Below are 23,156 nucleotides of genomic sequence, written 5' to 3'. Positions count from 1 at the left end.
AAAACTCTCTCACTGAGATTCATATTTCGCCGCACAGAATGGGGTACCCACCTGAGCGATTCATCTATCTGTTTAAACTATTTCATTTAAGGAGATTGCACGATGCTTTCAAAAAAAAGCACTAATTTTTCTATGTGCTTGAGTGTATTTTTTTTGCTGATATCCGTTTTGATCTGTTCGCCGATCCACGCGGAAGCTGCTCAGCCTAAAGTTGTTCGCATTGGAGATCTATTCGCTAATACATACACCAGTCTTGATCCTCAGAAGGGGTCGTTTGGTTGGTATACTTCTACGCTGGGTCTTTCCGAAACTCTGTTCCGTATTGATGATAGCTACGCTGTTGTTCCCTGGTTGGCAGAATCAGCTTCTGTTGATGGAAATACCTGGACTATTAAACTAAAAGACAATGTATTTTTTTCAGACGGCAGCAAGCTCACAGCTGATATCGCAGTAAAATGTATAGAGCGTGCATGCAAGGTGAACGAAAGGTCTCGGATGCTTACTGGTGCATCTTTAGCTGTAGTGGATGAGAAAACATTTACCATTTCTACCCCTAAGCTTCTGCCTACAGTGCTTAACGAATTGTGTAACGTCTATATGGCGATGGTAAACCTTGATGCTTCAAAAGATATAGAGAATGCTCCTGTTTGTACTGGGCCATTTAAAGTAGATGAATTTGACCCCGGTGTATCAGTTAAGCTCGTACGTAACGATAATTATTGGGCTGGCAAGGTAAATCTTGATGGAGTTGAGGGATTGTACATTGCTGATGCCGACACTCTTTCTCTGGCCTTTCAGAATGGAGAGATTGATGCCTATATCGGCCCCACAACCAATGATCTCAGCATCTTTTCTGCTTCTCCTGAAAAATACACGGTTGTCGCTATTCCGGCTTCCCGCTTGTATTATTATTATTTGAGCATGGAGCGACTTCCGGAAAAAGAGCTTCGTGCTGCAATCAATATGTCCATTAATCCTAATGATGTGTGCATCCTCCTCGCCGGTTTAGCCAGCCCCACTGTTGGAGCTTATGGTACTGGCACAGCATATGGTAATATTACAAAACACGGTTTTGATCCTGTGGAGGCGAAGAAGCTTATTGAGAAACTCGGCTATGCTCTTGATGAGAATGGCTACTATGCCAAAGATGGCAAGGAAATTGAGTTAGATATTGCTTACTACGCAGCCCGTTCAATTGATAAAATAGTTCTTCTCATGCAGGAACAGTTAAGAGCTGTAGGCATCAAGGCTAAGCTGAGTGTCACTGAGGACCCGGACGGGACCTATATGAGTACTGGGGACTTCGATATCGGCGTATATTGCATGACTGCGAACCCTTCAGCAGATCCATATTATTTTATGGAACGTGTAGTCGGCGGCGGCAAATATACCTCTGGCAGATACAACAATGCCAGAGCCAAGAAGCTTCTGGGGCAGCTCTACTCGGAACCTGTAGCAGCACAACGGGCTAAAATTGCTGTAGATATCCAGCAGCAGATCATAAATGATGAAGCTATGGGCTTTTTGGCAATCCTTAATAAGACTACGGTTATGAGAGCCGGGGTTGCCAACTGTAGTGAAAGGAATCCGATCAGTTTTTATTTTCTGAATGACAACACCACAATAAATGACTGATGGATAAAGCTGGTATGTTTTTTAACGGCGTGTGGATTTATTTTCCACACGCCTTTTTGTGTCTTGCAGGTTTACTATGTTTAAATATGTTCAAAGTCGTCTATTAAGGCTGATCCCTGTGCTTTTAGTGATAACGTTCATTACGTTTTCCCTTATGTTCCTTGCTTCAGGTGATCCGGCACAAAAGAAGTTGATAGCCCAAGGAATAGCCCCAACGGAGGAAGTGCTTAAAGCCACTAGGGAGAGCATGGGCTTGAATGATCCTTTTCTTGTACGTTACGGGAACTGGCTGTGGTGTTTTTTGCAAGGGGATCTTGGCGAGTCATACGCAAAAGGGCTGCCGGTCTCCCGGCTAATGTGGAATGCTATGGGTAAAACTGCGATGGTGGCAGTTTCTGCACTGGCACTTTCCCTGATTGTATCCATTCCTCTTGGAATCTGGACTGCAGTCAAAAAAAATACAGTTGTAGATTATCTTGTTCGGTTTTTTACTTTTTTAGCCAACGCCATCCCCTCGTTTTTGGCTGCTCTACTGTTAATTTATCTGTTTTGCGTGTTCCTTCAGTGGCTTCCCGTGCTTGCGAAAAATAATTTTCAAGGGCTTATTCTGCCTACTGTCGCTCTTGCCATGCCGACAATAGGCAAGTTTATCAAGCAGATTCGGGCGGAGGTGCTTGGTGAGTTGGGACAAAATTATGTAACTGGGGCTCAGGCAAGAGGCGTAAAGTCCGGTACTCTTTTAATTAAAGACGTACTGCACAATTCCATGCTTTCCATATTAACGGTTATAGGCTTTGCCGTGGGCCATTTATTTGCCGGTAGCGTTGTTATCGAGGCAATTTTCCAATGGCCCGGAATGGGTAAGCTGGTAATGGATGCTATTACAGCCAGGGACTACCCGGTGATACAAGGATTCGTGGTTTATATTGCGATCATCTATGTACTTATCAACTTGCTGACCGATCTGGCTTATCGCTATTTTGATCCTCGGGTAACCGAAAGCTGAGAGCAACCCTATGAAAAAAATACATAAAGATTTCTGGTTGAGGGTGTTTCTCATCATAGCCCTTTTTCTGATAGTAGGAAGTTTATTTGCAACACATTTTGCTCCGAATGATCCTTATGCCACGCATATAATGCGTATGCGGCAGGCACCGGGAATGGAATTTCCGATGGGAACGGATGCAATGGGCCGCTGTGTTTTCTCTCGATTGCTATACGGTGCTCGGACGAGTGTTTTTTCGGCTTTGAGCCTAGTTTTTATTACCGCTGCGTTTGGGGCATGTGTCGGCATTCTCTGTGGTTATTACAGTGGCTCGGCGGATAGGATTGTCATGCGTTTTATCGACGGTATTATGGCCTTCCCACAGATGGTTTTAGCTATTTCCGTGGCCGGTATCCTCGGAGGGGGAATGGGCAATGCAATGCTGGCCATGGGATTTGCCAGTTGGACACCATATGCCCGCTTAGCACGAAGTCGAGTCATCTCGCTGAAAAATGAAGAGTTCATTCAGGCCGCCCGAATTTCAGGCTGTAGCGACAGCGTGATTATGATTAAATATATTTTGCCAAATATTTTCAATTCGCTTCTCACCTTTGCAACTTCCCAAATTGGTACAGTCATGCTGGGGTTTGCGGGACTTTCCTTTCTTGGGCTCGGCGTACAGCTTCCTCAAGCTGAGTGGGGTAGTATGATCAGTGAGTCCAGGGGGATGTTGCGTACTGCTCCATGGACGGTCATGTATCCGGCTGCGGCACTTGTTATAACTGTAATGGTATTCAATTATTTAGGTGACGCCTTGCGTGACCGTATAGACGTAAAGGATCTTGGCGAGGACCGTATATGAAAAGTACAGTGTTGAAGCTGCAGAACCTTAGCGCTGGATATAATGGGGAGGATGTCATACGGGACATCTCCTTTGATGTAGGTGCGGGTGAAATTTTCGCTTTGGTCGGTGAATCTGGATCTGGTAAGTCTACTGTTTTAAAGACAATAATGGGACTTCCTTCTAATAGAGTACGGATTTCCGGCGGCGGGATAACATTCAACGGGCGGAATTTAACTGAGCTCTCTGCTGAAGAACATAGGCAACTGCTTGGTGATAAACTGTGCACAGTATTTCAGAACCCTGCTACTTCCATGAATCCCATACGGAAGATACGCAGTCAGTTTTTGGATACCATGCGTAGTCATAAACGGTTTGATACTGAAAAATCTCTCGCTGCAATACGAACCGCTTTTATAAAACTTGGGCTGGGCGATGTTGATCGAGTGCTGGACTGCTGCCCCTTTGAACTTTCAGGGGGGATGTGCCAGCGTGTTGCTTTGGCCATGGCTATGGTAATGGAACCAACTCTCATCCTTGCAGATGAACCTACCAGTGCCCTAGACGTGATGAACCAGAGGCAGGTTATAGAGGAATTTCGTATTTTACGTGAAGAGTGCGGGGCATCTATCCTTTTGGTGACTCACAATATCTCGCTTGCGTCTCATATAGCCGACAGGGTGGCTATCATGCACCGGGGGAAGATTGTCGAATGCGGAGTCACCAGAGAGGTCCTTAATTCACCGCAGCATTCATATACGAAAGAATTGATATCTGATGTTCCCTGTTTGCGGGCGGCTTATCCTGTTCTTAATAATTCTTCTAAATTTCTTGAAGTGAGCAGTGTAACAAAACGGTACTGTATTGCTGAACGAACGATAGAAGCAGTCCGGGACGTCGGTTTTACTCTTTCTCGCGGCGAGGTTTTAGGGATTGTCGGCGAATCTGGATCTGGTAAGAGCACTCTTTCCAGACAACTCCTGCAGTTGGAGGAAACGGATGAGGGGAGTATTAGATATGAAGGGGAAGAAGTTACGGCTATGAACAGGCGGAGCCTGCGCACTCTTTATCGTCGGGCACAGATGGTGTTCCAGATTCCGCTTACCTCTTTTGATCAGAATAAGAGAATTCGCGTAACCATGAGAGATGCTGTTCGGAACCTTACTGACCGGAAAAGAAAAAGTGCAGCGGATGCGTATATCAACGAATTGATGTACAGAGTGGGCCTTGCACCGGAGTTGGCGGATCGTTATCCATGGGAAATATCAGGAGGGCAGTGTCAGCGTGCAGCCATAGCCCGCGCTTTGGTTGCCGAACCTGAACTTCTTATTTGTGACGAGGCTACCAGTGCGCTCGATGTTTCTTCTCAGGCACGGATTGCAGACCTTTTACGGTCTTTAGTTCGGGAAAGTAACATGAGCATGATATTTATTTCTCACGATATTGCCTTGGTCAGTGGCCTTTGCAATACAGTGATGGTCATGAAAAATGGTCAGTGTGAGGAATACGGTCCGGTAGAAAAAATTATTAATGCTCCAGAAAGTGAATATACTATGGAATTATTAAAAGCATCGTCTTTTTGTTAGATGGATCAGCTCTTTTTTGGGTCCTAATTCGCGGGAGGGCTATAATATCAAATCCTTTTTATCCAGCGAATACAGTGCATCGAGAAAATGCATCTGAAAACTGCCGGGACCCTCAGCCTTGGCTGCAGCCATCCCTCCCGCACTGTTCATGATAACCATGCCCGCCACGCCAGCATCAAACGCTGAGTCGGCTACTGCAGCACAGGCACCGCAAATGGCTGTAGAAGTGCATCCCATGCCGGTAACTTTGGGCATTAGGGGACTGCCACCCCGCAACCACACAGTCTCTGTGGCGGAAACCACCATATCCTGCTCTCCGCTTACAGTCACAACACAACTAAAGTGCTCTGCAAGATATTTAGCAGCTTCCTCTGCCGTTTGAGTATCATGCATGGAGTCCACACCTTTGGTCTGTCCGTCCGCGCCGGCCATAGCCATAATTTCGGAGGGATTACCACGAATAATCGTAGGGGTAACTTCCTGAAGAATTTTAGTACAGGCCTGCGTCCGGAACGAGCTCGCACCCACGCCCACCGGATCAAAAACAACCGGCTTGGATGCCGCCTTTGCCGCCTTTCCGGCAACAAGCATGCTGGAAATCCATGGGGCGCTCAGCGTACCGATATTCAGTACAAGGCTGTTGGATATGCCTACCATCTCCTGCATCTCTTCCTGCGCATGCGCCATTATGGGGGATGCACCAATAGCCAGCAGGGCATTGGCCGTATTATTCATAACCACATAGTTGGTAATACTGTGTACTAGTGGTGCTTTGGAGCGAATCCGTTCAACAATATTCCAGGACCGATCTAATATAGTCATAGTGCAGCTCCCATATGCTCGTTTTCTGCTATGATTTATCAACATCTTCTATCCTGAACTCCGGCTGTGGTCCAGCAGCATGTTTTATAAAAATAGACTCGTTTGGCTGTGTTACGTGACTTTCTTTAAACTGCATAGTAATATTATATTTGTTGTCATTATGATCTACTTACAGCATGTAGTTTCAAAAATAATCATGGTAGATGGTAAAGTATACTGCGTGTTTAAATGTGAGGTTGATATTGAAGAACTATATCGGAGCCTGTGCTATTGCCCGGGATGAAAACTATTTCATAGAGGAGTGGGTGCAGTACCATGCAATGATCGGTGTAGAGAGATTCATTGTTTATGACAATGAGAGCAAGGTTCCGTTACGCGAGACACTGAGCGGGTATATAGAGTGTGGGTTGGTTCAAATATATGAAATAAAGGGGATATCTCCTCAACAGCAAGCTTATCAGCATTGTCTGGATAAGCATGGGGATGAATTCAGGTGGCTGGCCTTTATTGATATTGATGAATTTATTGTTTTAAAAAAGAACGAGAATATTCATTCGTTGCTCGCATGTTATGAAGAGTGTGCCGCCCTTGCAATTAATTGGGTTATGTTCGGTTCCAACGGATACATCAATAATCCACCTCTTCCTATTTCTTTGCATCTTAGAGAAATTGTAGATTATAAGATGCCGAATTCAAAGATTAAATCAATTGTGCAGCCTCAGTACGTGGAAAGGGCCAACCTGAGTCCTCATTTTTTTACCTATACCGGCGGAAAGTGCGCCGTTAATGAACTGTATATTCCTGTACATGGAAATAATTCTCCACCCAGCGTGCAATGCATTCAGCTCAATCATTATATTTTCAGAGGGCAGCGTGAATATCAGAACAAAGTTGATCGCTGGCACTACAATCACATTGAAAGAGAACATGAAAGTCTTTGGAGTGATTTTTTCAGGCATGTTTCATGTAAACAACAGATTGATGATTCCATCTTTCCTGTTGCGGCGAAGTTAAACAGGCTTATGAAGTTTGGCAGGCCTGAAATTTTTGCAGACCTGAATGATTACGGATTTAAATCAAAGGAATTATTTGCGGCAGTTGATGCTGTTTCTGAAGCTATTACTAGAACAAATTATGATCTTGCCTTAAAACTGATTGTTCTTGCGGAAATGCAACATAGTGAAGGCAGTTTTATTTTGACAAAATTAAAGGCCGAAATTCTGTTATTCAAAGGAGAAGTAGAGCGGGCCGTAAATTTGGTCCAGAAGGTTCTGCAAGACGGATTTTGGTGGGAAGGTTACGTTGTTTTGTTCTATTGCTACAGGTTTATGGGGAATGAAATCTTGTGCAGAAATATAAAATTGTATCTTAAAGATCTTGTTAAAATTGCTGAAAATCAATCGGCAGAAGTGCCTGAATCAGTCTCGTCTTTATTAAGTGGGTCCTCGTATACAAACGAATATATCTGATAACAGTGTGAGCGTGTCCTGCGGCCCATGTATTATTAAACTTGGTGTGCCATTTATGCGTCAGCTTATCCTTACTTACTCAGAGCCACGGACGCCAGCGGAGTTAAGCGAACTATAACGAACGTATAAAAAACGAAAAAACCCTTGTTATTCGTATGAATAATAAGGGTTTAACGTTCTTTGTGAAACTGTATGGTACAGTATGGAATCAAGGAAATGGTGGCGGGGGACATCGAATTGATGGTGTATGGTGTTGGGATTATTTAGTTTTTTTAAATTGTTTAAATTGCTGTACTCGTGTGGGTACTCGTACGGGGATATTTATTTTGTGGGCTGATTAGATTTTCTGTATGAAGAGTGTATTGATTTTATTGTTTCTTTAAAATATTAATTACTCTTCGATAATGCAAATTTAAAAATTAAGTTTGGATTTGGAGAGCTTTTTTTTTATGCCGTTACCTATTTTGCCATTAGTAGGGATTCGTCCTACGCCGATATATCCTAGGGTGTTAGATAGATTAATAATTAAAGATGCTGAAATTCAACGTCTAATTACAAGTTGGCTATTTATATCAGAAGGGCCGGGGTTAGACATTAAATTGCCTGATGGGAGGTATATTCAGTACAGAGGGATTAGATTCAATGGAAGTCCACAGCATATTTTTTGGTTTGAATTTTTACCTACACTTTTAGATCATACTATTCGTGAGGAATTAAAAAAGACTGCTGAACTTGCTAAAAGTACATCTGTTTCTGTTGAACAGAGTGTTGCTGAAGTTGTTGGTTTATTGAATAATCTAGTTCAAAGGGCTTACATTAGGGCAGTGGATGTTGATCGATCGCTAATGGGGGATGGTTTCACGAAAGGAGAATCTAGAGATGTTGCTCATAATATTGAAGGGTACAATAGATATATTGCTGAACAGTCAAATGTTTATGTTTTAGAGTATTCTTATGATGAAGATAAAGTTAATCCTGTTATTGTACAAGAAGATGTTTTAGATATTAAACCAAATTTTTGTGGCATAGTGATAAATATAAATGCATTGTGGAGGAAGATAAAAGGAAAATTCCTCCTTTAGTTAATTAAAATATGATTAAATCTTAATATACATAATGAAAAAAATATTAGTTGTCACAAGTTCCAACGATAGAACGGTTGACTATATCCAGTCTAAATATAGAGATGTTTGCTTTATTCGATTTAATGTTGACTTGTTTTATGAATATAAAATTGTTGTCACAAATGATAGTATAAAACTTTCATGTAATGAATATGAATATACTTTGAGTTCTCAGGATGCCATTTACTATAGAAAACCTAATTTACCAGATCTTACTAATGTTTTGAGCAATGAATATCATGACTTTGTTTATAGAGAAGTTTTTTCGACTATGGATGGTATTGTGGAGTTGCATTCGGGGGTTTGTTTAACAAAACCAAGCCTTTTAAGAAAGGCAAATAATAAAATTTATCAAGTTTGTGTTGCAAGGAAGATTGGTTTTAATCTTCCTAAAATGGCAATAACAAATTCGCGAGATGACATTAAAGCTTTTTTAGCTGATGAATCAATTGTGAAACCAATTGCATCTGGTGAGATTATACATACAAATGAAAAGGAATTTGTACAAACAAATTTAATTGATGCAACCTTGTCGTTAGATAAGCTTAGGTATTGCCCTGCCTATTTTCAGCTTTTTGTTCGAAAGGATTTTGATGTACGTATTGTTTTTGTTGGTCGAAAAGCTTTTTCATTTGCAATATATTCGACTAACAACGTTGATTGGAGAAAGCCAGATGCGGAGAATAAGTATTCGGTCATAGAAATTCCAAGCCAAATTTATTCAATGTGTTGCGAGATGCTAGACGAGGTTGGCATGAGATTTGGATGTTTTGACTTTATTGTTAAAGGCACTGATTATTATTTTTTAGAATTGAATGCTAATGGTCAGTGGGCATGGCTTGAGTTTGAAACAGGAATTAATATTTCGGGTGAGATTGTTAGGGAATTGCTTTATGGTTAGTTTTTTATTGTGGCTTAGGGATTTTGTTGTTTTGTTTTTATGTAGAAGTCCCATATGTTCAGTGACCAATGATTCCTCATTTGATGAATTTTCTCAAAAAAAAGATATTCGACTGTCTTTGTTAAGACTTTCTTTTGGAACGAGGATATTATATATCATTACATATGATCAAAATGGCTTTGCCATTTATAAGGTTCTATCTATCGACGAGTTGTGTGCATGGCCCAGAATGTCTGAGTTTAGTCAGCCGTTGAGTGAGTATCAAGATCATTTAAATATTTTAAGTAAAGATAAAGTTGATGTTGAAATTGATTATCTAAAAAGTTGTCTTAACGATGCTGCAAATAGTAAAAATCATTTTCATATGAAAGTTTCTATTTATTTAGTCGTATTGTCAATTATTACTCCTTTGTTTGTTGGTGACTTAGCTAAAATGTTTAAAAATAATCCTAAAGAATTGATACAATATATTGTTATGGGGGGGGCTCTTTTAGCTTGTTACTATTTTTTTAAGACAAGTGTTTTTTTGATAAAATATTTAAGAACTAAATCTGTTGAAAAGATGGTTTTTAAACGCTTGAAAGAAAATCCATCTGTTCATAAATTAGCAGAGTTTTACTATGCTAGGAAAGTCTTATTGGAACAACAAAACCGATGTCTTGGTAGTTATGTCCGGCATATAGAAGAAAACCTTTTGATTTTTTTTCTTTTAGCAATTTGTAATTATATTTTATGTCAAGATATTAGTTTAGGAACAATGATTGATTTTTCGATTAATTTTTATATTAATTAATGGAGTAATTATGAAGCCATATATAATGAGTTATTCAGAGACAATTAAACTAAATTCGACTAAGGGCTCTGATGTATCCTATGATACAACAACGATGACTAAAACAATTGAGCCTACTGATCCTGACTTGGTGTTGATTGATACAACGACGTTGACAGAAACAATTGAGCCTAGCGATCCTGATTACTTATTATTAGGGAGTACTGTTCAAACTCTAACTATTGAGCCTATTGATCCTGATACCAATACTATTGTGGCGGGTACCTCACATAAAAGCTTAGACCCTGATACTACTGTTGGTACTGAGTCTTTAGAAGGATCTGATGAAGATTTTTATTTGTTAAAAGGTCATGCTGAGCTCAGGCATCCAATTTTTGGATTTTAATGGTTCTTTTATTCGTATTGCCTTTGCCCCAAATACACCCTACAATCACCGCAAAACCTGCGGCGAATAACCACAGCATTCACCGCAAATAAAGGCAAAAGCAATGTGGATACACGAACATCAAGACTGGCCGAACTTCACATGGAACGCCGAAAAGCTAATTTCCAAACTGGCAGACGTCCGCCATCGGCAGGGCGTGTTGCTTGGTAAGATTGGTAATCTGGGCTTTGACCTGAGAAATGAGGCTGGCCTGAAGACTCTTACCAATGACATCGTTCATTCATCAGCCATAGAAGGGGAACTCCTCAATCCAGAGGAGGTACGTTCCTCTATTGCTCAGCGTCTGGGAATCGATATTGCCGGACTGAAACCGGCTGGGCGTGATGTGGACGGCATAGTTGAAATGATGCTTGACGCTACACAGCGATATGCGGAGCCTTTGACTAAAGATCGGCTATGCGACTGGCATGCGGCTCTATTCCCGACCGGACGCAGCGGCATAAAGCGTATTACCGTTGCAGATTGGCGGCCTGCGGAAGTTGGAGCCATGCAGGTAATCTCCGGCCCTATGGGACGCGAGAAAGTCCATTTTGAAGCACCGCATGCTGATCGCCTTGAAGGTGAGATGGCAAAATTTCTGGAATGGTTCGAGAGCAAAGATGATACTGATCCGGTTCTGCGTGCCGGAATAGCCCACCTGTGGTTTGTTACCATTCATCCCTTTGAAGACGGCAACGGACGTATTGCTCGTACCATCGCGGATATGGCCTTGGCTCGTGCTGATGGGGCGGCGGAGCGGTATTACAGCATGTCCACGCAGATTGAGCTGAAGCGCAAGGATTACTATTCCCATCTGGAGCGGCAGCAGCGCGGCACACCTGAAATTACCAAATGGCTGGAATGGTTTCTTGATTGCCTCAAAGAAGCACTGATCAATGCCGAATCCACGTTGAGTCATGTACTCCATAAAGCAAGTCTGTGGGAACGGATATCCCAACAGTCACCAATCAATGACCGTCAGCGGTCCGTACTTGAGCGCATGCTTGACGAAAACTTCAAAGGTTACATGAACTCATCCAAATACGCCAAGCTGGCAAAATGCTCCACAGATACAGCACTGCGTGACATCAAAGATTTGAAGGAGCGCGGAATATTGGTGCAAAACCCCGGAGGCGGGCGGAGTACTAGTTATCGGTTGAGTGAGGGGTAGTTACCTATATTTTAGAATGTTAGAGTGCGCGAGTGTGGTGTCGCGTTGTTAGGATATCTGTCCTTATGGTTTTCGAGGTATAGGTGTTCGAACGCAAGTCAGTCACTGAAAGTGATCTGGCAGTCAAAGGGAGTTGGGCGATCTTGCGGATCGCCCGTTTGATATTTTCATCAGTGAATTCAGGCTCTGTCCCTGAATAGAGATGGAGTTTATGTGTCGTATAAGTCGTTAAGCTACAGATTGAGTTGATGGAACATCATAGATATTATGGCTTAACTCTGAGAATAATCTAAAGTCATTCAGAATTTTAAAGAGGTCGGGCATTCTGTCTGTGTTTGGTATTATTTTCCCATATTCATCGAATTCAATTCCCCAATTTCGCTCTTGGTTTTTGTTTTTCAATCTAGTCATGAATTCATTGTTTTTATAAAATCCTTTGTCCATAATAGATGAGATTGACCGTAAGTAACGCATGTCTTCGCCGATAAATTCGCTAATGGAATCAACGGAACTAAATATTCCAGATGCTTCGAGATCTGTAACGGCTTCATCTCTACGCTCAATCATACTTTCTTTATAATTCATTGCTGATTCAAAGCTTCGTTTATCTGAGATGAAGACTGTGTCTTTGTAGCAAATAAAGTCCACGGACTTGTATATTTGAAAGACAGACTCTTGTGAAATGCCTATCATGCATCCATTTCTAAAGAACGCACCATAAGAAGCTTTCACTTTTTTTGTTGTCCAAGACGAGGATGTTTTTTTAAATGCATATAGGGATTCATCGCCAGCTTGAATATGGATTACATATCCGGCGGCATTGAGCAGTTCTTTTTCTGAAGTTACTTGACATTCATCTCCTGGAATATTCATTTTATCTAGTATCAAAGGCATATTTGTGTTTTGCGCGTCTACTTTTAGTAAGCAAAACTCGTCAGGAGTTGCCACAAAATCATAGTCAAGATCATCTTTTTGAATAGTGACGACATTGTTTACTGTAGAAACCAATTGGCTTTCAAGGTCATTATTATTTTCTTCTTCGCCTGCTATTTCAACCCAGCGAGCGGTATATTTAGCTTGTTTTTGTTGAATACGTTTTTTCACAATCCACAATGAAGCAGTAGCATTGTTAAAGGGGAAGCCTTGAAGATCTGCAAGAGTTATCAAATTTAGTCCTCCTTTTGTGGAATTCTTATAGTTATAATTGGTAATGATGCAATTTTAAGCAACCTATATCTCGTGTCTGGAATTAGGTCGTCTTTTGCTAGAATTCTAGCAGATCTAATACACGAGTTTATTTCATAATCGACATCGTAAAGACTGTACCCAAGAACTGCTAATATTGGATTCATGAACAATTGTTTAGATTTGTATGTCAGGATGAACATAAAGATCATAAAACATAGAAAACCAGCTACTTTAGGTCCATCTCCTAAGTCCACACCAATGAAGGCAACCATGTATGGAACAGTATAGTTCATTAGATCTGATGGGTTTTTCAGGGATTTAATTACCTTGATGTTTTGTCCTCCTGATAAGCTTTTCATTGCTGCTCGTAGGATAAAGATACTGACAAAACAGATGAGGGATATAGGCAATGAAATCTCTGGGTTGTGGAGCAAGTTTGTCAGCCCAACTAACATTTGCTTTATTGTTCCAATTGGAGATTTAAAAAGAGCTGGCAATAGTTCTTGAATTTTATCAATAGTGATTGAACGTACAGCTTGAGAGTTGATATCCTGAATTAACAAAACTAAGGAAAGAGGAAAGTAAGAACTTGTAAACACCATCATTGCAGCCCATATTTTCCAATTTTTATTCACATTAATTTCCTTAGTTTAGTGTTATAAAACAGTTGGAAGCTTCCCTCCGACCGTATGTTCATCTCCCTCCGCAGGGAGGGGAGTATTGAGCTCTTAGCTCATGCTCAACTTCCATACGTCCAGCTTTTTGTTTGCCTGACGTATAGATAACAGCATAATCCAAGACACCTTCGGATTCCCATCCCCAGCATTCTTCACGATCATGATCTTGTACTCGGCTGCGAATTTCTCTGGACTCTCCAATATCAACAACTTTCCATTTGTTATTAACAATGTTCTTTTTAGTCAGGAGAATATATACTCCCGATCTGTCTTGAAGATCCTCAGTGTTAGTATACGGACCTGTGGCGGTAAAACCACCAATACTAATGGACAATATTGCCTCCACGAGGCTTCAAAGCCGTCTTGAATTAAAAGGAACCTTCATGTAAATCTAACTTATCAAGTGGCGGAGGTCCCTCTATTACCTGCAACGACTTTGGTTTGAGCAGGCCGACCTCAAGGGCGGTTGGGTGTTGGCGCACTCAGCCGCTTTTTCTTTGAAGTCTTCAATCATCTTCGTTTCCTTCAGTTAGCCAGTTACCCCTTGGGAGGATATGGATCATTGCCGTGGCTGTCAGACTCTCTGATTTGTCCGTTGGGACGGTGGATCTGGAGCTCTGTTCCTTGATTACGGCTAATTCCTCTGGCGATGTCAATTCCTTCAGTCTGAGTATCTGTTCTATGAGATGCTCTGCTGTCGCCATCGCGCCTAATTTGCCATCCGCCGTCAGGGTGCGGCATTACGCGGTGTGTATCGCGGGCCATACGAATCACCTCCTTTTTCGTTATGTCTACCGGGGGTACCGGGAACGAAAACATGTTTATTGGCAACACACTCAGTGTGATGTAATAATATCTAGACTAAATCTAGGCGGCATTATAGGAAAATCGTATACGTTTGCCAAGTTTTGCGCGCGATATTAAATAACACTATAAAGCTAGTGTGTTAGGGGTGTGTAGTCAGCGCAACCATGCTTTATTTTGTAATAATGGGCTTGTTTTTCTGCATCAGTTTTTAGGTTGGATCTTGCAAAACATAACTCTATTAGTTAACTCGAGGTCGATAATAACTGTTTAGGAGCATTTTGTGAAAAGAGCCTATTATTCTTCGCCAGTTGATAAATTCCTTCTTGATTCCCCGTCTTCAATTCTTGGTGATTTAACTCAGAACCATACATTTTCATTAGAAGATTTACAAAAAAATGCCTGGGTGGCTCAGATAGAGATACTTCAACGTGAGTTAAAAGATTTTTCTGGGGCTTACATAGCTTTTGAATATGCAATTCCCAGAATGGGAAAACGTATAGATGTAGTCATTATCTATAAGGGGATCGTTTTTGCGCTGGAATTCAAGGTTGGCGATAAGAAGTATACGAAGTCGGCAATAGAGCAGGTACTAGACTATTCAGTTGATTTGAAAAATTTTCACGAGCAAAGCCATAATTGCGTGATTGTTCCGGTCGTTGTTTCAACAGAAGCGCCTCGAGAACAGTTTATTCTCAAAGAATATCCAGATGCTATTTATCAGCCCATTATGGCGAACAAGAACAACATTGCTGAATATTTATCTGAAATATCAAAAAAAGTTGAATGTATAGGTCAAATAGACTCTGAAGCATGGTTAGATTCGGTATATAGGCCTACTCCTACAATTATCGAAGCTGCTCAAGCTCTTTATACAGGGCATAGCGTAAAGGAAATTTCTAGATCAGACTCTGGTGCTATTAATCTCGCCGCTACCTCAAATACAATTTCAGATATTATTGAGCACTCTAAACTTCAAAAGCGGAAATCTATTTGCTTCATTACAGGTGTTCCTGGTGCAGGTAAGACTCTCGCCGGACTTAACATTGCAAATGAACGGCATAATGTTGACGAAGGTGAGCATGCCGTATTTCTATCCGGTAATGGACCTTTAGTTGATGTTTTGCAGGAAGCTCTTGCAAGAAATGAAGTCGCATCATGTTCAGGCGTAAAGATAACCAAGGATAAAGCCCGTCGAAAAGCTAAAGCATTCATCCAAAATATACACCACTTTCGAGATGATAATTTGCAGAGTGATTTAGCTCCAATCGAACGAGTGGCTGTTTTTGATGAAGCTCAAAGAGCATGGACTAAAGAGCAGGCGAGTTCTTTCATGTCTAAAAAAAGAAATATGCGTGATTTCTCAATGTCTGAGCCTGAATTTTTAATAAGCGTTCTCGATAGACATGAGGATTGGGCGACGATCATTTGTCTGATAGGCGGAGGCCAGGAGATAAACACAGGTGAGGCGGGACTACCTGAGTGGTTTACTGCAATACATGATTCATATCCACATTGGGATGTATATGCTTCTGACCAGCTTACTGAGATTGAATATACAAATGGAAACAATATCTATTCGGCACTTTCAACTGAACAACTTAAGATCAAAAAAGATTTACACTTATCTGTTTCAGTTAGATCTTTTAGGTCTGAACGACTTTCTGGATTTGTAAAGGCTATATTGGATCTAGATCTGGAGACCGCTGCAGAGTTGAATGAAGAATTAAGGGAAGTATATCCACTTAAAGTTACTCGTAATCTTGAGGAAGCAAAAAATTGGCTTAAATCAAAAGCGCGTGGCAGTGAAGGACTTGGAATAACTGCTTACTCAGGAGCATATAGATTAAAGCCTTACGGTATTCATGTTAAATCGCAAATCGATCCTAAGACATGGTTTTTAAATAATAAAAATGATGTGCGATCAGCGGCATTCTTAGAAGATGCAGCAACTGAATTTGATATCCAAGGTCTTGAGTTAGATTGGACCTGTGTTGCTTGGGATTCGAGTTTAAGAATTAAAAACGGGGCTTGGGAGTTTAAAAATTTCCGAGGAACCAAGTGGCAAAATGTAAATGATGAAATACGTAGGCGATATCTTCTTAATGCGTATAGGGTGTTGTTGACCAGAGCACGGCAAGGAATGGTCATTTTTATTCCTGAGGGTAGCACTGAAGATGAAACCAGACTTCCTGAGTTTTACGACCCTATGTACAATTTCCTTCTAGAGTGTGGCGTATCTAATGTCTAACTATCAGCAACAATAGAGATTATTTCCCATTACCTTCCAGAATCTTCACAACCGATTCTTGAGTTTCCCGCAGGGACTGAGAAACAAACACGCAGAAAGGGGCCAGCTCACCTTTATCTGCCTGATGCAGGCTTTCAATATAATCCTGACGGTTTTCATTGTTAATGACGGCAGGGAGATACCCGTTTTTCATAAGGATTAGGTTCATCAGAAGCCTTGCCCCGCGACCATTACCGTCATCGAAAGGGTGGATGCGCACGAAATTGTAATGCGCTATAGAGGCCGTAATCAGCGGATGTGTTTGCTTTTGTTCCTGCTCACCAATCCATTCAAAAAGATAATCCATTTCAGCGGCCACTTGTTCAGGCTCAACGTAGGTATGGATCTCGCCGCTTGGTGTTAACACATGGTTCGGATGCTTTTTATATTCCCCGGCATGAGCTTTCTTTTTGGTGCTCTGCCCATCGGGTGTCTGGGCTGCTGTGTAACTGACTCCATTGAGAATCAAGGCGTTTATTTCTTTCATGAATCCAACAGAAAGCGGTCTTTCATCCTTGATGGTATCCTGAAGTAAATCAACAGCTTCAGAATGGTTTCTGGCGTCCAGAAAATCCTTGAGCGGCTTGCCCTTCACGGTAAGCCCTTCACGCAGAAAGAACAGCGTTTCGCTTGGGCTCAAGGTGCTGCCTTCAATAGCGTTTGAGTTGTAAGTCCAGTCTACTTTCAGCTTAAACTGGATCACGTCCCAAAGGTCACCTTCCAACGGGCGTTTTTTATCAATAATCTTTTGCAACCTGTCATTTTCGGCAAGGCTGGTGGTGAGCTCTGCGGAATCAGGAAGTATGTAGCTTGAAGGTATATCTTGTTTATTCTGGGACATAATGTGAGCCGTGTGTTTATGTGTTAACGATGCTTGATTGTAGCTTTTTTTGAACGGAGAGCAAATTGAAATAAAACTGTATTAAAATTCAGTTAATTTTGACGTTATCCCACATTTGCTGAAAGCGTCCTGTTCTTCTGAGTCTGTAGCGAATTCGCCGTTGTTGGCTTGGGCAAGGCTTTCGTGGATGAGGGAAATTTCTGCAAATTCATTTTCAATGTAACTTTCAATTGCAGAGGTTATGAGTTCTTCCTGACTGCGATTGGTGTATCTGGCAAGATCCTCCAATCTATCTGCTATCTCTTCGGAAATACTTATTTGTTTCGTCTGCATAGATTCTTTTATTCCTGTTTAAGCTGCTCATTTATCTTTAATTGCTTATCCAATTCTTCAAGTAAAGGATTAACTTCTTGTTCTGCCTCTATGGACTGACTGTTGGCTGCTTTTCGGCGCTCTTTCACCATTTCCTTAAAGGTTTCAAAGTCCCTGCCATTCTCGTCTTTGAGAGTTGGATCTGCACCAAGTTTTAGAAGTAGTTCGACCGCTTCAAGTCTAGCACTTCCGTAAGCATAATGAAGCAGGGGATGTCCCTCTTGGCCGTTAACACTGAAGCCCATTGAGATGAACGCCAGCAACATTGCTTTGCAGTTATCCGAAAGAAAGCTGTTATATATTGCCGGTAATCCTCCGTCTGAAGGTTTGGCATAAATATCAGCACCAAGAGCGACCATGGTCGTTACTGCTTCCACGGACAGACCGCAGGCCGCCCGGTGTAGGGGAGGGCCGTAATTGCTATCTTCAACGGTCAAGGATGCGCCATATTCATGCAGCATGATGATTGTTTCAGCCTTGCTCGCGTAGCATATGGGGGTGAGGTCTTCGGCGTTACGGTTATTAGGATCTACGCCGACATCAAGCAGCAGCTTTGTGGCATCGGTGTTATCATTTAACGCTGCGATATGGAGCAGTGAATCTCCGTATTCAGTGATATGGCGCGGATTGCCGCCATGCTCCAGCCATTCCCATACGGCTTCTATGTCGTGTTTGCTGAGCGCATCTTCTATATTTCCTTCGTAATGATTCATTTACTGACTCCTTTACCTGCTCAATAGTTTATTAATTCCAGCTTTTAAAGTCTTTTTGCGGCTTCTGGGGGTCATAATTTTCTGGACTAGAGCTGAGCTAATTTTTCCAATTCGTTCAAAACTTGCTCCAATTCGCTCTGCAAGTCCCGGCAACCTTGTATTTCCTTTTCCAGTTCGGCTATCTTTTGATCTTGTTCGTCCAGACGGCGAGCTTGTTCCTTTGCGATTCGGTTCAGCGCGTCCGATAAGCTCTTCTGTAATTCGTTCATGGCTCAATCCTTGAGTAAAATGGCGGGACGGTTTCCTGATTGCCAATTCTGCTTCAGGCTTGTTCCGGCTGGCAGAACTATGAACCTGCGGTTGTTGTCCAGAAGGGGCGTTACTCCCCAGCTTACGAGCTTTTTCTCTATTGTCCTCTGGTGTTCTATCTTTTCGGAAAGCTCTGCTAGGGTTGTTCCCTGAAGATCTATCCAGAATAGAGTCCCGCCCACTAGGACCAGACAACACACGAATGTCACCGCTAATGATACTGCGACTGGGATCTTCAAGGATCGGTGCATGTCGCGGATTAAGGTTTGTTGAATTTTCGAGAGTTCTGCGGTCTCTGTTTTTATAGCGGTTTCGATGGTACTCAGCTCGTGTTTGGCGGATTTTAGAAACGCTTTTCTCAAGCTCTGCAATCCTTCTTGAATTATCAGCTTGGAGCTTTGCACTTGCTCCTCCATCTGCTCCTTCATTTTCTCGGCTAAGCTCAGCGCGTTGTTTGAATTGCTCGGCTGTCCATGATCTTGCATAAAGTACTCCTTTTAGCCTGATGCGGCGGTTTTTCCGTTTCTGGGAAACAGTGCTGTTGTCGTTTTCTGGTAGTTCGATTGTTATGTATTCTTTGCTTTGGCGCGGTACACCAAACCCGAATTCCTCAAGAGTCCTGACGATGTCTTGCCGGTTATGAATAAGACCGGCTTCCACACCTTGAACTATCGCTTCAGTTACGGTCCGCCTTACCTCTGAGGCATTGCCGGATTTATAGCTCTGTATCGAGCTTCCCGGACTGACCAACCTTGCGCGTTTCATTTCATCAGGGCGTGCCCAGTTGTGACGACGGTTGTGAAGTTCACACCACGGATTATATTGTTTCTCCCATCCCGGCGGGCAGGGATTGAAAGCTTTGTCTGTTCGTAGTTCTGTGCGCGGAATCACAAAATGCATTTCATGATGGCCAGCATGGCTGTGGCGCACCCAAAGGATTGAATATTGGTCCGGTTCAAGACCTGCAAAAGCGTATAATTCAAAGCTGTCCATAAGCTTTCTTTCGTCTTCAGGCGTGACCTTGTCCTCCGGAGCCCATGAAAGAACGCCGGAAGTGTATCGCCATTTGCGGGTAGTGGTATCGATGAGGTCTGAAGTTAAGTCTGGATCTCCACGCAGTACTTCAGGTGGATTTTCCTTTCTCTTGGAGTCCTTCTTACCCGTCACATATTCAACGACCTTCGCCCCGCGTCCAACTCCGTGCCGGAACACTTTCATAAGCATTTGAGCTGTTCCTTGATTTCGAGGAGAGCTAGGACCACCTGTGCCGCTTCAGCATTTTTCTTATAAGTATTTGCCCAGCGAGCTATTTGGTTCATGTTGTTGCCGATGCGGGCCAAGTGGATGACTTTTTGTCTTTCTGCTTTCGTCTTCCTGACTCTTGGGCGATTGAGTTTTTCGCGCACATAATCGCCTAGGCTCATGTCTTCGGCTTCAGCCTGAAGCTTGAGTATTTTCTTTTCCGATGGAGTGACACGTGTGTTCACGAACTCGGTGCGTTTCTCTTCATTATTCTTCATGGAGTCTAAACCTCGCAGAGAGTGGAGTGCTTGCACGGCTCTTAATCTTACGTGGGATCGAAGGGAGAGAATCTCCCTCGCCAGTTCCCGATGTGCAACATTGGGTAAACTGGCTTGGACAGCTACAGCACATTACTATGTACGAATTTTGGTCTATCCTGCTGGCGCGAAATTGGGTCGCAGGTTTAACTCCATGGAGAAATATGAGAGCACTTTTATCAATATGAGTTATTAACCCTAAATGCGGTGTCACAAGTGTCACATCCGTCACTCCTGTTGTAGGTTGCTGATTTTATGTACATTTTTATCGGTGACACTTGGTGACGGGTTGAAAATTGGTGTCACCTTATGTGTCACTCTGTTATCATCTTGAAATTCCTTACTTTTAACTGTGTCAGTGACACTTGTGACGCTTGTGACGGATTTTTCAGGTGGGAAGTGCTTAGAAAGAGCTTGGATAATTTCAGGCGATATCTCAGCCCCTCTTACCTTATTTGTGCGGCTCGATTCGAGACCTAATTTCTTATAGGTTTTGCCAACTGTACCTGATGTGATGTGAAATGCTTGAGGTAAATCTTTGTTGAGAAAATCAACGATTTTTGAAGTAGGCAGAAATGATTTTTCTAGGCTTACAGAAAGCTTAACAATGGCCTTTGCAACTCTCCGTTCAATGGCTGAAGCTTCCTGAAATTTGTTTCCGGCAGAAAGTAAGGTCCAGACCTGTCTTTGCTGTTCCTGAAGCCATTCCATCAAAACAATGGTTCGCTGAATTGATTCATGATTAACAGGGCTCATCTCAGATTTGCCAGTGCTCCAGCAGTCCAACATGTGAATAATCAGGCAGATTTTGAAGAATGCGCCACGTAATTTGGGTGCAAGAGATTCGAATTGTTCAAGCTCCGGTTGATACCAGTGAGACAAGACCTGATTGTCGTACCAGTCTTTGACTGTGTGTTTGGCCGCATCGGATAGCTTTATTATTTCAGGGGGAGTTCTCCGGACCAAAATTCAAGTCTAATGCCTGATGAATGAATCCATGGATATGGTCAGCCGGTTCTCCATCGAAGCTTTCGGATGTCCATAGGGGCGGAGCTTCTTGCTCACAGCGGATAAACAGGAAGCGAGGCAAGAAGCCGGAGACGGTGTCTTTGTGCTTGAAGAGTGACGGAAGTAGATCTGGCTGGACTGTCCCGAAGATAGAAACGCAGGCGTGAGGTATATGAAGAGCGTCCTTAGTGCTGCGAGATACTTTCCATGCGCCACAATCGTATGCGGAAAGCAGACGGGCTTTGTCGCCTCCGTCACTGCCTTTGTTGTCATAGCGGCCTAGATCGGCCAGCAGACCGGAAAGTTCATCACGGTACCAGAGAATGCCACGGGGATTATTGGACAGAATTGAACCCACGGCTTGCGTGGTACTGTCCTCAACGTAAATCTGCTCCCAAGTAGGGTAGATGGGCTTATTTGGAAGCGTGTCGTTTTTGCGCTGAGCGCGAGCAAAAGAGCTTTGCCATTCCCTTAATTTGTAGTGGTTCATACTTGATCTGACAGTCCGCCTTTTTGATGGGACCGAAATTGTCAGTTTAGTTTAAACTCAGAACCTTGTCGTTCCAGAGTTCTTTTCCATCCAGCATAGTTGCCAGTGGTGTTCGACCGCAACACATTTTTCCCTGATGAGATCGTTGTGTGTTGTATTCATCAATCCAGATATCGAGATCAGCCTGCAATTCTTCCAGTGAAGTGTAGATCTTGCGCCTGAACGTGACCCTGTAAAATTCATCCAGAATTGTTTTGTGGAAACGTTCGCAAATCCCATTTGTTTGCGGATGACGTGCCTTAGCCTTTGTGTGCTCAATGCCGCAAACGCCAAGAAACAGCTCGTAATCGTGTTTCTCAACGCATCCGCAGTACTCGGTTCCCCTATCGGTCAACATGCGCAAAATGCCCATCTCCTTCTCCGCGAAGAAAGGAAGGACCTTGTCGTTGAGCATATCGGCTGCAGTGATCGGCGTTTTGGTTGTGTAGAGCTTTGCGGCTGCCCACTTGGAATAGGTGTCCACAAAAGTCTGCTGATAGATCCGCCCAACGCCTTTGATTGTGCCGACATAGAAGGTGTCCTGACTACCCAGATAGCCAGGATGGGCTGTTTCGATTTCACCGCAGGCCAAATCATCATCCTTTTTCTTCTCAAGGGCCTGAACCTGCGCCTCGGTGAGTACAACTCCTTGCTCTGCTGAAATCTTCTCCAGCGCAGTCAACCGGAGCTTGAAATTATGGAGATTGTGCCGGAGCCAAATGGATCTAACTCCTGAAGGCGAAACAAAAACGCCCAACTTTCTTAGCTCATTACTGGTTCTTGTTTGTCCATGAGCAGGAAAGTCAGTTGCGTAAACAACAACTGCGTCTTCGATTGCCTGATCTACCCGATTCTTCAGGTTCGGTTTACGACGGGACTTATCAAAAAGTGCTTCCACACCGCCTTCTTCCTTGGCTGAATGATACCGGTAAAAGGTGTCCCGAGAAAAGCCCATCAGCTTGCAAGCTCTGGAAACATTACCGAGTTCTTCCGCCAGATTCAGCAGACCTATCTTGTGTTTTATGATGTTTTGATTGAAACTGGACATGTGGTTCTCCTTGGGCACGGTGCCCTGTTTTGATGGTTCCTTAGTATTCCCATCAAAAAGGAGAACC

24 protein-coding genes are annotated in these 23,156 nt (G+C 42.7%); 11 read left to right on the top strand and 13 right to left on the bottom strand.

From position 1 onward, the window contains the following. Window positions 1-153: 153 nt before the first annotated feature. From ACKU41_RS02430 to ACKU41_RS02415, 4 genes are all read left to right on the top strand, one after another. Entirely contained in the window at window positions 154-1,635 is a 1,482-nt protein-coding gene (locus ACKU41_RS02430; RefSeq protein ID WP_321403912.1) for an ABC transporter substrate-binding protein, read from the top strand. A gap of 76 nt (window positions 1,636-1,711) precedes the next feature. Further along, complete coding sequence (locus tag ACKU41_RS02425) at window positions 1,712-2,641, top strand: ABC transporter permease (RefSeq protein ID WP_319779612.1); 930 nt, start codon at window positions 1,712-1,714, stop codon at window positions 2,639-2,641. 10 nt (window positions 2,642-2,651) lie between these two features. Next, window positions 2,652-3,482, top strand: a complete 831-nt coding sequence (locus ACKU41_RS02420) for an ABC transporter permease (protein ID WP_319779611.1) — start codon at window positions 2,652-2,654, stop codon at window positions 3,480-3,482. Continuing rightward, on the top strand, window positions 3,479-5,047 hold the full coding sequence (locus ACKU41_RS02415; RefSeq protein ID WP_321403905.1) for an ABC transporter ATP-binding protein: 1,569 nt from the start codon (window positions 3,479-3,481) through the stop codon (window positions 5,045-5,047). Before ACKU41_RS02420 ends, ACKU41_RS02415 begins: the two co-directional genes overlap by 4 nt. Before the next feature lie 39 nt (window positions 5,048-5,086). Here ACKU41_RS02415 and thiM read toward each other — a convergent pair whose 3' ends face one another. Continuing rightward, window positions 5,087-5,869 (bottom strand): hydroxyethylthiazole kinase, encoded by a 783-nt coding sequence (gene thiM, locus ACKU41_RS02410; protein WP_321403903.1) that lies wholly within the window; start codon window positions 5,867-5,869, stop codon window positions 5,087-5,089. 242 nt (window positions 5,870-6,111) lie between these two features. Here thiM and ACKU41_RS02405 point away from each other — a divergent pair, with 242 nt between their 5' ends. The 6 genes from ACKU41_RS02405 (at window position 6,112) to ACKU41_RS02380 (ending at window position 11,751) form a co-directional block, all read left to right on the top strand. Beyond that, window positions 6,112-7,338: a glycosyltransferase family 92 protein gene (locus ACKU41_RS02405; protein WP_321403901.1), complete on the top strand. Its 1,227-nt coding sequence runs from the start codon at window positions 6,112-6,114 to the stop codon at window positions 7,336-7,338. A 449-nt stretch (window positions 7,339-7,787) separates the two neighbouring features. After that, window positions 7,788-8,420 carry a hypothetical protein gene (locus ACKU41_RS02400; RefSeq protein ID WP_321403896.1) on the top strand — a complete coding sequence of 211 codons (633 nt, stop codon included), beginning with the start codon at window positions 7,788-7,790 and terminating at the stop codon, window positions 8,418-8,420. Window positions 8,421-8,454: 34 nt separating this feature from the next. Next, the gene (locus tag ACKU41_RS02395) at window positions 8,455-9,363 is read left to right on the top strand and encodes a hypothetical protein (protein ID WP_321403892.1); all 909 of its coding nucleotides are present in this window, start codon (window positions 8,455-8,457) and stop codon (window positions 9,361-9,363) included. After that, window positions 9,356-10,156 (top strand): hypothetical protein, encoded by an 801-nt coding sequence (locus tag ACKU41_RS02390; RefSeq protein ID WP_321403887.1) that lies wholly within the window; start codon window positions 9,356-9,358, stop codon window positions 10,154-10,156. Before ACKU41_RS02395 ends, ACKU41_RS02390 begins: the two co-directional genes overlap by 8 nt. Window positions 10,157-10,166: 10 nt before the next feature. Next, window positions 10,167-10,541 carry a hypothetical protein gene (locus ACKU41_RS02385; protein ID WP_321403885.1) on the top strand — a complete coding sequence of 125 codons (375 nt, stop codon included), beginning with the start codon at window positions 10,167-10,169 and terminating at the stop codon, window positions 10,539-10,541. Between the two features lie 103 nt (window positions 10,542-10,644). Further along, window positions 10,645-11,751, top strand: coding sequence for a Fic family protein (locus ACKU41_RS02380; protein ID WP_321403884.1), 1,107 nt, complete (start codon window positions 10,645-10,647; stop codon window positions 11,749-11,751). A 228-nt stretch (window positions 11,752-11,979) separates the two neighbouring features. On the opposite strand, the gene ACKU41_RS02375 is transcribed toward ACKU41_RS02380, so the two are convergent. The 4 genes from ACKU41_RS02375 to ACKU41_RS02360 all read right to left on the bottom strand — a co-directional run bounded on the left by ACKU41_RS02375 (window position 11,980) and on the right by ACKU41_RS02360 (window position 14,381). Then, window positions 11,980-12,918: a Kiwa anti-phage protein KwaB-like domain-containing protein gene (locus ACKU41_RS02375; RefSeq protein ID WP_321403881.1), complete on the bottom strand. Its 939-nt coding sequence runs from the start codon at window positions 12,916-12,918 to the stop codon at window positions 11,980-11,982. 2 nt (window positions 12,919-12,920) lie between these two features. Then, window positions 12,921-13,574 carry a hypothetical protein gene (locus ACKU41_RS02370; protein ID WP_321403879.1) on the bottom strand — a complete coding sequence of 218 codons (654 nt, stop codon included), beginning with the start codon at window positions 13,572-13,574 and terminating at the stop codon, window positions 12,921-12,923. 58 nt (window positions 13,575-13,632) lie between these two features. Continuing rightward, a complete protein-coding gene (locus tag ACKU41_RS02365; RefSeq protein ID WP_321403877.1) occupies window positions 13,633-13,950 on the bottom strand; it encodes a hypothetical protein in 318 nt (105 codons plus the stop codon). 203 nt (window positions 13,951-14,153) lie between these two features. Beyond that, window positions 14,154-14,381, bottom strand: coding sequence for a DUF2188 domain-containing protein (locus ACKU41_RS02360; protein WP_321403876.1), 228 nt, complete (start codon window positions 14,379-14,381; stop codon window positions 14,154-14,156). Window positions 14,382-14,703: 322 nt separating this feature from the next. Here ACKU41_RS02360 and ACKU41_RS02355 point away from each other — a divergent pair, with 322 nt between their 5' ends. Next, window positions 14,704-16,671 (top strand): DUF2075 domain-containing protein, encoded by a 1,968-nt coding sequence (locus ACKU41_RS02355; protein WP_321403874.1) that lies wholly within the window; start codon window positions 14,704-14,706, stop codon window positions 16,669-16,671. Between the two features lie 19 nt (window positions 16,672-16,690). On the opposite strand, the gene ACKU41_RS02350 is transcribed toward ACKU41_RS02355, so the two are convergent. The 8 genes from ACKU41_RS02350 to ACKU41_RS02315 form a co-directional block, all read right to left on the bottom strand. Next, entirely contained in the window at window positions 16,691-17,551 is an 861-nt protein-coding gene (locus tag ACKU41_RS02350; protein WP_321403873.1) for a Fic family protein, read from the bottom strand. A gap of 81 nt (window positions 17,552-17,632) precedes the next feature. Continuing rightward, a complete protein-coding gene (locus tag ACKU41_RS02345; protein WP_319779594.1) occupies window positions 17,633-17,884 on the bottom strand; it encodes a ribbon-helix-helix protein, CopG family in 252 nt (83 codons plus the stop codon). Window positions 17,885-17,892: 8 nt separating this feature from the next. Next, window positions 17,893-18,636, bottom strand: a complete 744-nt coding sequence (locus ACKU41_RS02340; protein WP_321403871.1) for an ankyrin repeat domain-containing protein — start codon at window positions 18,634-18,636, stop codon at window positions 17,893-17,895. A 12-nt stretch (window positions 18,637-18,648) separates the two neighbouring features. Beyond that, window positions 18,649-20,169, bottom strand: a complete 1,521-nt coding sequence (locus ACKU41_RS02335) for a relaxase/mobilization nuclease domain-containing protein (RefSeq protein WP_321403869.1) — start codon at window positions 20,167-20,169, stop codon at window positions 18,649-18,651. Next, window positions 20,160-20,465, bottom strand: coding sequence for a plasmid mobilization protein (locus ACKU41_RS02330; RefSeq protein WP_051249765.1), 306 nt, complete (start codon window positions 20,463-20,465; stop codon window positions 20,160-20,162). The genes ACKU41_RS02335 and ACKU41_RS02330 overlap by 10 nt, the downstream gene beginning before the upstream one ends. A gap of 267 nt (window positions 20,466-20,732) precedes the next feature. Next, a complete protein-coding gene (locus ACKU41_RS02325) occupies window positions 20,733-21,470 on the bottom strand; it encodes a DUF3987 domain-containing protein (protein WP_321403867.1) in 738 nt (245 codons plus the stop codon). Further along, complete coding sequence (locus ACKU41_RS02320; RefSeq protein ID WP_321403865.1) at window positions 21,448-22,002, bottom strand: DUF3987 domain-containing protein; 555 nt, start codon at window positions 22,000-22,002, stop codon at window positions 21,448-21,450. Before ACKU41_RS02320 ends, ACKU41_RS02325 begins: the two co-directional genes overlap by 23 nt. A gap of 46 nt (window positions 22,003-22,048) precedes the next feature. After that, on the bottom strand, window positions 22,049-23,089 hold the full coding sequence (locus ACKU41_RS02315; RefSeq protein ID WP_321401718.1) for an IS481 family transposase: 1,041 nt from the start codon (window positions 23,087-23,089) through the stop codon (window positions 22,049-22,051). Between the last annotated feature and the right edge of the window lie 67 nt (window positions 23,090-23,156).

Source organism: Maridesulfovibrio sp. (assembly GCF_963678865.1).
Lineage (GTDB): Bacteria > Desulfobacterota > Desulfovibrionia > Desulfovibrionales > Desulfovibrionaceae > Maridesulfovibrio.
The sequence above is the reverse complement of the archived record's forward strand: the minus strand, read 5'-3'. Positions and strand labels throughout refer to the sequence as shown.

Coding starts and splice junctions, on each gene's coding strand:
- ACKU41_RS02425 (WP_319779612.1), top strand. CDS start 1,712: ATGTTTAAATATGTTCAAAGTCGTCTATTAAGGCTGATCCCTGTGCTT.
- ACKU41_RS02420 (WP_319779611.1), top strand. CDS start 2,652: ATGAAAAAAATACATAAAGATTTCTGGTTGAGGGTGTTTCTCATCATA.
- ACKU41_RS02415 (WP_321403905.1), top strand. CDS start 3,479: ATGAAAAGTACAGTGTTGAAGCTGCAGAACCTTAGCGCTGGATATAAT.
- thiM (WP_321403903.1), bottom strand. CDS start 5,869: ATGACTATATTAGATCGGTCCTGGAATATTGTTGAACGGATTCGCTCC.
- ACKU41_RS02400 (WP_321403896.1), top strand. CDS start 7,788: ATGCCGTTACCTATTTTGCCATTAGTAGGGATTCGTCCTACGCCGATA.
- ACKU41_RS02395 (WP_321403892.1), top strand. CDS start 8,455: ATGAAAAAAATATTAGTTGTCACAAGTTCCAACGATAGAACGGTTGAC.
- ACKU41_RS02390 (WP_321403887.1), top strand. CDS start 9,356: ATGGTTAGTTTTTTATTGTGGCTTAGGGATTTTGTTGTTTTGTTTTTA.
- ACKU41_RS02385 (WP_321403885.1), top strand. CDS start 10,167: ATGAAGCCATATATAATGAGTTATTCAGAGACAATTAAACTAAATTCG.
- ACKU41_RS02380 (WP_321403884.1), top strand. CDS start 10,645: ATGTGGATACACGAACATCAAGACTGGCCGAACTTCACATGGAACGCC.
- ACKU41_RS02360 (WP_321403876.1), bottom strand. CDS start 14,381: ATGGCCCGCGATACACACCGCGTAATGCCGCACCCTGACGGCGGATGG.
- ACKU41_RS02350 (WP_321403873.1), bottom strand. CDS start 17,551: ATGTCCCAGAATAAACAAGATATACCTTCAAGCTACATACTTCCTGAT.
- ACKU41_RS02345 (WP_319779594.1), bottom strand. CDS start 17,884: ATGCAGACGAAACAAATAAGTATTTCCGAAGAGATAGCAGATAGATTG.
- ACKU41_RS02340 (WP_321403871.1), bottom strand. CDS start 18,636: ATGAATCATTACGAAGGAAATATAGAAGATGCGCTCAGCAAACACGAC.
- ACKU41_RS02335 (WP_321403869.1), bottom strand. CDS start 20,169: ATGCTTATGAAAGTGTTCCGGCACGGAGTTGGACGCGGGGCGAAGGTC.
- ACKU41_RS02330 (WP_051249765.1), bottom strand. CDS start 20,465: ATGAAGAATAATGAAGAGAAACGCACCGAGTTCGTGAACACACGTGTC.
- ACKU41_RS02320 (WP_321403865.1), bottom strand. CDS start 22,002: ATGAACCACTACAAATTAAGGGAATGGCAAAGCTCTTTTGCTCGCGCT.
- ACKU41_RS02315 (WP_321401718.1), bottom strand. CDS start 23,089: ATGTCCAGTTTCAATCAAAACATCATAAAACACAAGATAGGTCTGCTG.